Source organism: Mesorhizobium sp. M7A.F.Ca.CA.001.08.2.1 (assembly GCF_003998455.1).
GTDB classification, from domain to species: Bacteria; Pseudomonadota; Alphaproteobacteria; order Rhizobiales; family Rhizobiaceae; genus Mesorhizobium; species Mesorhizobium ciceri.
This window is the reverse complement of sequence record NZ_RZPW01000107.1, coordinates 1-11,528: the sequence shown is the minus strand read 5'-3', so window position 1 is coordinate 11,528 and position 11,528 is coordinate 1. Positions and strand designations below refer to the sequence as shown.

Genomic DNA, 11,528 nt, shown 5'->3' with positions numbered 1-11,528 from the left:
TGCCGGCGGGTCTTTCTGGGACTGGTTTCCGTTGCGCGGCCTCACCTCGGACAATTGGGATCAATTGTCGTGGTGGGGAAAGATCGTCGACTATTTCTGGCACATGACATTGCCGCTGACCGCGCTGGTGCTGTCGGCCTTCGCCACCACGACGCTGCTGACCAAGAACTCGTTCCTCGAAGAAATCCGCAAACAGTATGTGGTGACGGCGCGGGCCAAGGGTCTGTCGGAACGGCAGGTGCTCTACGGCCACGTCTTCCGCAACGCCATGCTGATCGTCATCGCCGGTTTTCCCGGCGCCTTCATCTCGGCCTTCTTCACCGGCTCGCTGCTGATCGAGAACATCTTCTCCCTCGATGGCCTCGGCCTGCTCGGCTTCCGGTCGGTGGTCGAGCGCGACTATCCGGTGGTGTTCGCCAATCTCTACATCTTCTCGCTGCTGGGGCTGTTCGTCGGCCTCTTGTCCGACCTGCTCTACACCTGGGTCGATCCGCGCATCGATTTCGAGCGGAGAGACGTTTGATGTCGGAGGCTACAGTCCCCGTCGACGCGGCACCCGCGCGGATCAAGCGGCCGTTTCTGTCGCCGCTCAACAAGCGCCGCCTGCAGAACTTCAAAGCCAACCGCCGCGGCTACTGGTCGCTGTGGATCTTCCTCGTCCTGTTCGTGGTGTCGCTGTTTTCCGAGTTCATCGCCAACGACAAGCCGATCATCGCTTCCTACAAGGGCGAAATCCTGTTTCCGGTGCTGGTCGCCTACCCCGAGGAAAAATTCGGCGGCTTCTATGCCGTCACCGATTATCGCGATCCGGTCATCCAGGACGAGATCAACGCCAATGGCTGGATGATCTGGCCGCCGGTGCGCTACTCCTATCAGACGGTCAACAACGCTATTCCCGAAGCAGCACCGGCCAGGCCGTCGTGGCAGTATGACGCCAAGACACGCTGCAACCAGTATCCGCAGGGTGCTGCCGACCCCGCCTGCATCGTCGGCAACTGGAATTGGCTCGGCACCGACGACCAGGCCCGCGACGTGCTGGCGCGCGTCATCTACGGCTTCCGCATTTCGGTGCTGTTCGGCCTGATCCTGACCGCCGGCTCCGCCTTGATCGGCGTCGCGGCCGGCGCCGTGCAAGGCTATTTCGGCGGCTGGACGGATCTCTTGTTCCAGCGTTTCATCGAGATCTGGTCCGCCATCCCGGTGCTCTATCTCCTGCTCATCGTCGCCGCCATCCTGCCGCCGGGCTTCTTCATCCTGCTCGGCCTGATGCTGCTGTTTTCCTGGGTGGCGCTGGTCGGCGTGGTGCGGGCCGAGTTCCTGCGCGCCCGCAATTTCGAATATGTCAACGCGGCCCGGGCGCTCGGCGTGCCCAACCGCACCATCATGTTCCGGCACCTGCTGCCCAATGCTATGGTGGCGACATTGACCTTCATGCCCTTCCTGCTCTCGGGCTCGATCTCGACGCTGACCTCGCTCGACTACCTCGGCTTTGGCCTGCCGCCCGGCTCCGCCTCGCTCGGCGAATTGCTCAAGCAGGCGCAGCGCAACCTCAATGCGCCCTGGCTCGGCATTTCCGGCTTCGTCGTCATCTCGCTGATGCTGTCCCTGCTGGTCTTCGTCGGCGAGGCGACGCGCGACGCCTTCGATCCGCGCAAAACGTTCCGATGAGCGAAGCCCCCTTGCTCAGCGTACAGGACCTCAGCGTCGCCTTCAGCCAGGGCGGCGGCCAGTCGACGGCTGTCGACCACATCTCGTTCGACATCGCCAAGGGCGAGACGGTGGCGCTGGTCGGCGAATCCGGCTCCGGCAAATCGGTCTCGGCGCTTTCGGTGCTGAAGCTTTTGCCCTATCCAAGCGCCAGCCACCCCTCGGGAAAGATCGTGTTCCAGGGCAACGACCTGCTGGCGATGGGCGAGAAGCAGTTGCGGCAGGTGCGCGGCAACAAGATCACCATGATCTTCCAGGAGCCGATGACCTCGCTCAATCCGCTGCACACGATCGAGCATCAAATCGTCGAGATCCTGAAGCTGCACCAAGGCATGGCCGACCGCCCCGCCAAGGAGCGCACGCTGGCCCTGCTCAACGAGGTTGGCATCCGCGATCCGCACAAGCGCCTCGATGCCTATCCACACCAGTTGTCCGGGGGCCAGCGCCAGCGCGTGATGATCGCCATGGCGCTGGCCAACGAGCCCGAACTTCTGATCGCCGACGAGCCGACGACGGCGCTCGACGTCACCGTTCAGGCGCAGATCCTCGAACTGCTGGCCGGCTTGAAGAGCCGCAAGGGCATGTCGATGCTGTTCATCACCCATGATCTCGGCATCGTGCGCAAGATTGCCGACCGCGTCTGCGTGATGACCAAGGGCAAGATCGTCGAGACCGGCCCGACCAAGGAGATCTTCGCCAATCCGCAGCATGCCTACACAAGGCATCTGCTGGCGGCCGAGCCGAAGGGCAAGCCGCCGGCCGCCAATGCCGACGCCAAGCCGGTCATGACCGGCAAGGACATAAAGGTCTGGTTCCCGATCAAGCAGGGCTTCTTCCGCCGCACCGTCGACAATGTGAAGGCAGTGGACGGCATCGATGTCACCGTGCGCGCCGGCCAGACGCTCGGCGTGGTCGGCGAATCCGGCTCCGGCAAGACGACGCTCGGCTTGGCGCTGGCGCGCATGATCTCGTCGACCGGCATGATCCAGTTCAACGGTCGCGACATCAACCAGCTGTCCTTCAATGCAATGCGGCCGCTCAGGCGCGAATTGCAGATCGTCTTCCAGGATCCGTTCGGCTCGCTCAGCCCGCGCATGTCGATCGCCGAGATCATCGAGGAAGGCCTCAAGATCCACGAGCCGAAGCTGTCGCCCGACGAGCGCGACGACAAGGTGGCCGCCGTGCTGAAGGAGGTTGGGCTCGATCCGGCGACCCGCAACCGCTACCCGCACGAGTTTTCCGGTGGCCAGCGCCAGCGCGTTGCCATCGCACGCGCCATGGTGCTCAACCCGCGCTTCGTCATGCTGGACGAGCCGACATCGGCACTCGACATGAGCGTGCAGGCGCAGGTCGTCGACCTGCTGCGCAGCCTGCAGGCCAAGCACGACCTCGCCTATCTCTTCATCAGCCATGATTTGAAAGTCATCCGCGCGCTCGCCAACGACGTCATCGTCATGCGCAATGGCAGGATCGTCGAAGCCGGCCCTTCCCAGCAGATTTTTGAAAATCCGCAAACCGACTATACTCGGGCGCTGATCTCGGCCGCCTTCAAGATCGAGACGGCACCGGTCGGCATCGTCAGCGAGTGATTTGCGTAAAGAGGGACTAAAGGACCGCAATGGAAAAAGGCCGCATCCTGCTTGCCGTCACCGGCTTTCATCCGCAGCGCTGGCGCGACCTGCTGTCGGCCGAACGCGAGGTGGTGCTGGAGCCGGACGGCGCCAGCGACCCCTCGATCACCTATGCCGTTGTATGGAAGCAGAAGCCGAACATCCTGGCGTCGCTGCCCAATCTGCGCGCCATCTTCTCGATCGGCGCCGGCGTCGACCATATCTTCGCCGATCCCGGCCTGCCCGACGTGCCGATCGTCAAAATCGTTGCCGACAACCTCACCCAGTACATGACGGAATATGTCGTCTGGCGGGTGCTCGACCATCACCGCCAGGGCCTGCTCTACCGGTCGCAGCAGTCGAAGAAGATCTGGCATGAGCCGCAGCAGAGGCCTGCCGGTGACATTTCGGTCGGCATCATGGGCCTCGGCAGTCTCGGCCGCGCCGCGGCCTCGGTGCTGCTCTCGCTCGGCTTTGCCGTCAATGGCTGGTCGCGCACCGACAAGGCCATGCAAGGCGTCGCGACCTATTCCGGCGAAGCTGGATTGATCCCCTTCCTCAAGGCAACCGACATCCTGGTGGTGCTTCTGCCGCTGACGCCGGAGACCAGGGGCATCATCAACTACGGCGTGCTGAAGGAGCTGCGGAAACGCAACGGCCTCGGCGGCTCGGTGCTGATCAATGCCGGGCGTGGCCGCCTGCAGAAGGATGCCGACATTTTGCGGGCGCTGGATGACGGCACGTTGAAGGAGGCAAGCCTCGACGTGTTCGAGGTCGAACCGCTGCCGAAGACCAGTCCGCTGTGGGGGCATCCGAAAGTGTTCGTGACGCCACACGCGGCGGCGACCTCCGATCCGGTGCATCTGGCGCCGATCATGCTGCGCCAGATGGACGCCTTCGAACGCGGCGAAAAGCTCGACAATCTGGTGGACCGCAAGGCGGGGTATTAGCTAGCCGGGCAGAGCGAGCTTCTTCTGCTTCTCCGGCTGGCCGCAGTCGCGTCGATCGATCGACCGGTTCATGGCATCGATCTCACCGCTCGCCTTGTCGGTATCGCGCTTGGCCTTCGAGCGCATGTCCGGCGTGAACGGGCCGAAGCCCATCGCCGGATTGGAGAAGGTCGGCTTGGCCTTGATCGGCAGGTTGTATTGCTGCGCCAACCCGTTGCGCTGCGCCAGCAACTGGTCGCACGGCACGGTGTCGTATTGCAGGGAGGACTGGACGTTCGCATCCTGCTGTTCCGACATCGACGTGCCGCCGACACAGCCGGCGGTCAGCAGGCAAGAGGCCAAGATCATCATGTTCCAGCGCATCGGCTATGCTCCTCCTGATATCCCGCCCTGACGCGAGCAGATCGCAAATATCAGTCGCGCATGCAAATCGGACTTTTTCACAGCAGGAATATTTGCGAGGCGGCGAGGCTGCCCCTCCGCAGGCGCGTGGCTGACGGAGCATCAAACGAAAAACCCGCCTGTGCGGCGGGTCACTGGCGCAAATCAGCACCATGGGCGAAAATGTACCATAGCTGAGGGCAGGGAGTCAAGAAAAAATTCCTATCATTAAAAAACTTTCGGCACAAAAGCTGCCAACACGCCGAACTGACTGCCGCCGCCAGGCCTTTGTTCAGCTGAGTTCGGCAGGCCGTGTCGTAAGCAGTCGTCCGGATTAGGCAGCAGATGAGTTGTCCGATTTGTCTGCCGGCTGGTTGAGACGGGCGGCACCCCGACGCGCGTGCTCTTCCCCAGGCGCGGCAAATGCGCCAGACTTGGGCGACGGGTTGCGATGTCCAGTCGCCGGGAGGGGTCGTCCATGAATTTCGTGTTCTTCTCGCCGCATTTTCCCGCCAATGGCGCGGATTTCTGCGACCGTTTGAAGAAGGCCGGGGCCAGGGTGCTCGGTATCGGCGACGCGCCCTATGACGCGCTCGATGCCAAGCTGAAGGCGGCGCTCAGCGAGTACTACCGTGTCGCCGACATGGAGGACTACGATCCGGTGTTCCGGGCAATGGGGCATTTCATCCACAAGTGGGGCCGCATCGACCGCTTTGAATCGCTCAACGAACACTGGCTGGAGCTGGAAGCCAACATCCGCACCGATTTCAACATCTACGGCACCAAGCTCGATTTCGTGAAGAACCTGAAGCGCAAGAGCCGCATGCGTGCCTTCTTCCGCAAGAGCGGCGTCGACACCATCGCGCAGCGCAAATGTTCCGACCGCGCCGGGGCCATGACCTTCATCCGGCGCGTTGGCTATCCGGTGGTGGTCAAGCCCGACAGCGGTTCCGGCGCATCGAATACCTTCAAGATCTCCAACGCCAAGGAGCTCGACCAGTTCTTCCGGGACAAGCCCGAGGACGTGACCTTCGTCATGGAGCAGTTCATCGAGGGGCTGGTGGTGACCTATGACGGGCTGGTCAACCGCGACGGCGAGGTGGTGCTGGCGGCCAGCCACCGCTACGACCAGAGCGTCATGGAGGTGGTCAACAAGGACCGCCACATGAGCTATACCTGCTTTCCCAGGATCAACCCGGCGGTCGAGGAGGCCGGTCGAAAGATCCTGAAAGCATTCGACGTGCGTGAACGCTTCTTCCACATCGAGCTGTTCGAGACCAAGGACGACCGTGTCATCGCGCTGGAGGTCAACATGCGCCCGCCCGGCGCCTGGATGACCGATGCGATCAACTATACGTTCGACATCGATGTCTATGCGGCGTGGGCCGACATGGTGGTCAGGGATGCCGCCGGCGGCCCTTACGAGGGAAAATATTTCACCGCCTATGCCAGCCGCAAGCGACGCCTCCACTATTTGCACAGCCATGAGGACGTGCTAGCCGCGCACCGCGACAAGATCGTCCATCATCAGGCCATCGAAGAGGTTTTCAGCCGCGCCATGGGAAATTACGCCTACCAGATGCGCTCGAAAGACGAAGCAGCGCTGCGCGAAGCGGTCGCGTACATCCACGCGGAAAAGGCGTGAGGCAATGGACATTTCCTATCATAAGAATTTCTCGAGCCAACTCGGCCGCGACATGGAATACAAGCGCTACGGCCATGCCGGCCGGCCGGTGGTGGTGTTTCCGACCTCGCAGGGCCGGTTCTACCAGTTCGAGGATTCCGGCGGGGTGGGCGCACTGGCCGAATTCATCGACACCGGCCGCATCCAGCTGTTCACGGTCGACGGCGTCGATTCGGAATCCTTCTTCGACAAGCATGCCGACGCGGCCCATCGCATTGCCCGCCACGAGGCCTATTTCCGCTATGTGCGCGAGGAAGCGCTGCCGGACTTCCTGACCACGGCCGAGCAGGCCAATGGCGGGCGCAAGCTGAAGCCGCTGTTCTCGGGCTGTTCGATGGGCGGCTATCACTCCTCGAACTTCGTCTTCCGCTTTCCCGAACTCGCCAGCGGCGTCATCGCGCTGTCGGGCGTCTATTCGGCCCGCGATTTTTTCGGCAGGGCGCTCGAGGGCGACATTTTCTACAACTCGCCGCTCGACTATCTGCCCGGCATCGTCGATCCCAAACTGCTGGCCCGGCTGAAGACGCTCAGGCTGATCTTCTGCTGCGGGCAGGGCGCGTGGGAAGAGCGGATGCTGGTCGAGACGCGCAGGTTGGAACAGATCCTGCGCGACAAATCCATTCCCGCCTGGGTCGATTACTGGGGCGGCGATGTCAGCCACGACTGGCCGTGGTGGCACAAGCAACTGGTCTATTTCTTCGGCCGTTGGCTGGATGAGGACCTGATGCACAGGCTGGATTGATAGCGAGGCCCGTCCGCTGACGGCTACCCTTCCTGGCATGCCGGCAGGGCGGCGGTTTCGCGCTCCGAAGCCGATACGCGACGCAGGCCAAGGAAGACGACAAGGGCGGTGACGACGGTGATCGCCGCCAACACGATCAGCAGCCTGTCGAACGCCGTCTCGTAGGCCTGGACCAGAACAATGGCTCCGGCTTGGGGCAGATGTTGTGCTGCTTCGCCGAGATTGCCGGTCACCAGCAACTGGGCTGCCGCCGCTGCGTCCGTCGAAGATGCCATTCCTTGTGCGGCGAGCTGCGCGGCGGCAAAGCCGGAAAGCGTCGCCATGACGATCGCCAGCGCCACACCCTCGCAGGCGACGCGGGTGGTGTTGAAGATGCCGACCGCCATGCCGGCGCGCTCCCTTGGCACGACGCTGACCGCAAGCCCGTCCATCAATCCCCAGGGCAGAGCGACGCCGACGCCGATCAGCATCAGCGGCGCCATCAGCGCACTATCGACCGGTGGTGTCAGGCTCAGCCAGACAAGCCCGGCGGCAGCGACGAGTAGGCCGACGCCGCAGATGGTGGCCGGTGCGATCCAGCGCGCCAGCTGGCCGGCGAGCATCGGCAGGATCAGCAGCGGACCTGAGAGGCAGATCATCAATTGCCCGGCCTTGATCTCGTTCATCCCTTCGATGCCGATGAAACGGATCGGCAACAGGACGAGCAGGACGACGAAGGCGTAAGCGGGTGCCGCAGCCAGGAACTGGACGCCGACGAAGCGGGGGTAGGCAAACAGCGTGAGATCGAGCATCGGCCGTTGTGCTTGCCGCTCGACAACGACGAAGGCGACAAAACAGATGATAGAAGCGGCCAGAAGCGTGACGACGAGGGGATCAGCCCAGCCGCTCTGCGGCGCCTGGAGCACGCCATAGGTCAGCGACGCCAGCGCGATCGTGAAGGTGCCGGCTCCCGCCCAGTCGAGGCCCGTCGCATCCGGGTCGCGCGATTCCCTGATGGTGCGCAGGCCGAGCATGGCGGCGGCAATCGCGAGTGCCGCAACCAGAAGAAAGATCGACCGCCAGCCGAATGCGGAGATGAGCAGGCCCGACGCGATCGGGCCGAAGGCGAGGCCGATGCCGAAACTGGTGCCGAGGAAGCTGAAGGCGCGCAGCCTCAATGGCCCTTCGAATTCCTGGGCGAGTGCCGAGGCGCCGCCAGCGAAGGCGGCCGCACTGCCGATCCCCTGCACGGCCCGGAAGATGTCGAACCAGATGATGTCCGGCGCCAGCATCGCGCCTAGTGATGCCAGGATATAGAGGGAGAGGCCGACGAGGAAGAGGCGCTTGCGGCCGTGGTTGTCGGCCAGGGCGCCCGACGCCATCAGGGTGGCGCCGAAGGTCAGCATGAAGGCGTTGGTCACCCAGTTGAGCTCGATGGGACTGCCACCGAGATCGGCCGCGATGCGCGACAGAGCGACGGCCGGACCGGTGAAGGTCAATGGCATCGTCATCGCGGCAAGGCACACGGACAAGAGCACGAGCCATCTCTCGGCAGAGCCGGTTGTGGTCCTGGAAGTCATGGATTTTCCTATCTGAAACAGCACTCGCCGGTGGGCCGCGATTGCGGAGCCGGTCGTGATGACAAGATAGGTCGTCGGCATTTCAGGAAGAGTAGTGTTATATTTCCTGGTATATCGGACTGAAACGCTCGAATGGAATGACACGATGGATCGTCTCAACGGGCTCCTGGCCTTTGCCCGCACCGCCGAATTCGGCAATTTCGTCGCTGCCGGACGGGCGCTTGGCATCTCGGCTTCCGCTGTCGGCAAAAGTGTCGCCCGGCTCGAGCAGGAACTCGGCGTGCGGCTCCTGCAGCGCAGCACGCGGCGCATTGGCCTGACGGAAGAGGGCAAGCTGTTCAACGAGCGGGTGCGCCGCATCCTCGACGACATCGACGATGCCGAGGCGATGCTGTCGCGGACACGGGAAACACCGCGTGGGCGGCTGCGCATATCCACCCCGATCGTCACCTATCATCTGTTGCTGCCGGTGCTGTCGGAGTTCATGGCCCGCTATCCCGAGATCGAACTCGACATCGATTTCAACGACCGGATCGTCGACGTCATCGACGAGGGCATCGATGTCGCGATCCGCAGCGGCGAGCTGCCTGATTCGCGCCTCGTGTCGAGACCCGTTGCGCCCTTCCGCATGCTGCTGTGCGCGGCGCCCTCCTACCTCGAGCGCCATGGCACACCCGGCGAGCCGGCGGATCTCATCAGGCATTTCGGCATAAACTTCCGCTTCCTCAACAGCGGCAGGCTGCTGGAGTGGCCGTTCATAACCGGAAGCGCTGAACCGCAGATCCGTTCGATGCTGACCTGCAACAACATGGAAGCATTGAAGGGCGCCACGATCGCCGGCCTCGGCATCGCCTGCATGCCGGATTTCCTGGTGCGTGAGGCGCTGCACGAAGACAGGCTGCGTACCGTTCTCGACGGTCATGTCGACGGCCGTGGCCAGTTCCGGATGCTGTGGCCTTCCAACCGCCATTTGTCGCCGAAGGTGCGCGTGTTCGTCGATTTCCTTCCCGATCGCCTTGCGGCGCGCTAGGCGTTCATCGCATAATATGACTGTGATAGTCATGTTTGTGTGGAAGCGCTTGAGCGGCTGTGGCATGCCGCTGACCGCGGTGGCGCTGCGGCGCTTGCCCCGAACTGTTGCAAAGGACTTGAATGATGGACCAATTGAGCGCGCAAACCCGGATCAGCGACGCGGCGATCAGGTCGGTGATGGACCGGCTGCGCGCCGAGCACAGCGAATTCGAGATCGACACCGGCGTCGCCGACCAATGGGAGCTTCGCCTCTATTATGGTTCGTTGAGCGCCACGCTCGATGATGAAAGCGTACTGATCCGCGTCGCGGCGTCCGACGAAACCTGCCTGTCCTACATGAAGATGACGGTTGCCGGCCATGTCGCCGAACATCTCGGCACGACTAGGGGCATCCATTGGCAAGGCGACGGCATTGACGCCGGCATGCCGGTCTTCTTCCGCGAGATCACGGTGATGTCGTCGACGCGGATCTCGGCGCATATGCAGCGTCTGCGCTTCGCCGGTAAGGATCTCGGCCGGTTTAGCCATGGCGGCCTGCACATACGGCTGCTGCTGCCGCCGGCTGGCCGCCAGCCGCTCTGGCCGTCGATGGGTGCCGATGGCTTGATTGTCTGGCCTTCGGGCGACGATGCGCTTGCCGTGCGGGTCTACACGATCCGGGCGCTGGATGCCGCAAGCGGCTGGCTCGATGTCGATTTCGTGCTGCACTCCGGCCAGGAGACGCCCGCCGCCAGCTTCGCGCAAAATGCACAGGCGGGAGATGTCATCGGCATGATCGGACCCGGTGGCGGCGACGCTCCGGTGGCGCAGACCTTGCTTCTGCTCGGCGACGACACAGCACTTCCCGCCATAGGCAGGATTCTGGAAGATCTGCCGCCGTCAACACGCGCTGAGGCGCTGATCGAGATCGATGGGCCGGACGACCGGATGGCGCTGGCGCAAGGGGATAATATCGACATCACCTGGCTTTACCGGCACGGCCGCGAGGCCGGCACCGCGGGCCTGTTGTCGACCGCCTTGCGTGAGCGCAATCAGATGGCGCTTGCCGACGGCCTGTACGTCTGGGCCAGTTGCGAATTCGGTGACTTCTGGGAGATCCGCAAGATCGTGCGTAAACAGTGGGGCCTGCCGCGCGACCGCCACCTGGTTACGGCCTACTGGCGCCGGGACGCGCACAGCGTGGGCGAGGGCGGCGAGGACTAGCCGCTGCCTATTGCCTGACGCTTCTCGCCACCAGCCGCGCAACGCTCGGGCCGATCAGCAGCACGATCAGGAAGCGTGCTGATTGCAGGGCCATGACGAAAGAGATGTCGACGTTCTGCGCTGCTGCAGCGATGATGGCGATGCTGTCCATGCCGCCGGGGCTGGTCGCCAGATAGGCGGTCAGCGGATCGATGCCCAGGAGATGGCTGATCATGAAGGCAAGGCCGCCGCAAAAGGCGATCAAGCCCACGATCGAGGCGATGATCTGCGGCAAGGCGCGCGCCGCATGGCGCAGGATCGCCCTTGTGAAGTTCAGGCCGATCGACCAGCCGACCATGGCGTAGCTGACGGCCAGCAGCCATTGCGGCAATTGCATTTCCACGCCCAAGCCGAGATGGACGACGGTGCCGAAGATGAAGGTGCCGAGGAAGAAGGGCGAGGGCAGTCGGCACAACTTTCCCCCCAGGCCGCCTACGACCGCGATGCCGATGGTGGCGGCGAAGGCTTGGGCATCGATCGGCGGAAACCAGACGATGGCGGGGATCTCGACATCAGACGTGTCGACCCACATCTTGGCAACGAGTGCCGCCGTCATCGAGACGAAGATGACGCGCAGATATTGCATGAAAGCGACGAGGCGCTGGTCGGCGCCGAAGGCAC

11 protein-coding genes are annotated in these 11,528 nt (G+C 63.3%); 8 read left to right on the top strand and 3 right to left on the bottom strand.

Annotated elements, in window-relative coordinates; genetic code table 11:
• The 4 genes from EN914_RS09350 to EN914_RS09335 form a co-directional block, all read left to right on the top strand.
• The coding region (locus tag EN914_RS09350; RefSeq protein WP_127389058.1) for an ABC transporter permease subunit at positions 1-523 on the top strand (523 nt) is incomplete at its 5' end.
• Positions 523-1,668: an ABC transporter permease gene (locus EN914_RS09345; protein WP_024503426.1), complete on the top strand. Its 1,146-nt coding sequence runs from the start codon at positions 523-525 to the stop codon at positions 1,666-1,668. The genes EN914_RS09350 and EN914_RS09345, both read left to right, overlap by 1 nt.
• Positions 1,665-3,296: an ABC transporter ATP-binding protein gene (locus EN914_RS09340; protein WP_013527943.1), complete on the top strand. Its 1,632-nt coding sequence runs from the start codon at positions 1,665-1,667 to the stop codon at positions 3,294-3,296. Before EN914_RS09345 ends, EN914_RS09340 begins: the two co-directional genes overlap by 4 nt.
• A gap of 29 nt (positions 3,297-3,325) precedes the next feature.
• The gene (locus EN914_RS09335) at positions 3,326-4,267 is read left to right on the top strand and encodes a glyoxylate/hydroxypyruvate reductase A (RefSeq protein WP_024503425.1); all 942 of its coding nucleotides are present in this window, start codon (positions 3,326-3,328) and stop codon (positions 4,265-4,267) included.
• On the opposite strand, the gene EN914_RS09330 is transcribed toward EN914_RS09335, so the two are convergent.
• Positions 4,268-4,630 carry a hypothetical protein gene (locus EN914_RS09330; protein ID WP_024503424.1) on the bottom strand — a complete coding sequence of 121 codons (363 nt, stop codon included), beginning with the start codon at positions 4,628-4,630 and terminating at the stop codon, positions 4,268-4,270. It lies immediately after the preceding gene.
• A gap of 496 nt (positions 4,631-5,126) precedes the next feature.
• Here EN914_RS09330 and EN914_RS09325 point away from each other — a divergent pair, with 496 nt between their 5' ends.
• Positions 5,127-6,293 (top strand): ATP-grasp domain-containing protein, encoded by a 1,167-nt coding sequence (locus tag EN914_RS09325; protein WP_024504514.1) that lies wholly within the window; start codon positions 5,127-5,129, stop codon positions 6,291-6,293.
• 4 nt (positions 6,294-6,297) lie between these two features.
• Positions 6,298-7,074, top strand: a complete 777-nt coding sequence (locus EN914_RS09320) for an esterase family protein (protein ID WP_024504515.1) — start codon at positions 6,298-6,300, stop codon at positions 7,072-7,074.
• A 23-nt stretch (positions 7,075-7,097) separates the two neighbouring features.
• On the opposite strand, the gene EN914_RS09315 is transcribed toward EN914_RS09320, so the two are convergent.
• Positions 7,098-8,633 carry an MFS transporter gene (locus tag EN914_RS09315; RefSeq protein WP_024504516.1) on the bottom strand — a complete coding sequence of 512 codons (1,536 nt, stop codon included), beginning with the start codon at positions 8,631-8,633 and terminating at the stop codon, positions 7,098-7,100.
• Positions 8,634-8,778: 145 nt separating this feature from the next.
• Between EN914_RS09315 and EN914_RS09310 the strand changes: the two genes are divergently transcribed.
• A complete protein-coding gene (locus tag EN914_RS09310) occupies positions 8,779-9,663 on the top strand; it encodes a LysR family transcriptional regulator (protein WP_013529929.1) in 885 nt (294 codons plus the stop codon).
• A gap of 125 nt (positions 9,664-9,788) precedes the next feature.
• On the top strand, positions 9,789-10,868 hold the full coding sequence (locus EN914_RS09305) for a siderophore-interacting protein (RefSeq protein ID WP_024504517.1): 1,080 nt from the start codon (positions 9,789-9,791) through the stop codon (positions 10,866-10,868).
• Positions 10,869-10,875: 7 nt separating this feature from the next.
• Here EN914_RS09305 and EN914_RS09300 read toward each other — a convergent pair.
• The coding region (locus EN914_RS09300) for an AbrB family transcriptional regulator (protein ID WP_206527193.1) at positions 10,876-11,528 on the bottom strand (653 nt) is incomplete at its 5' end.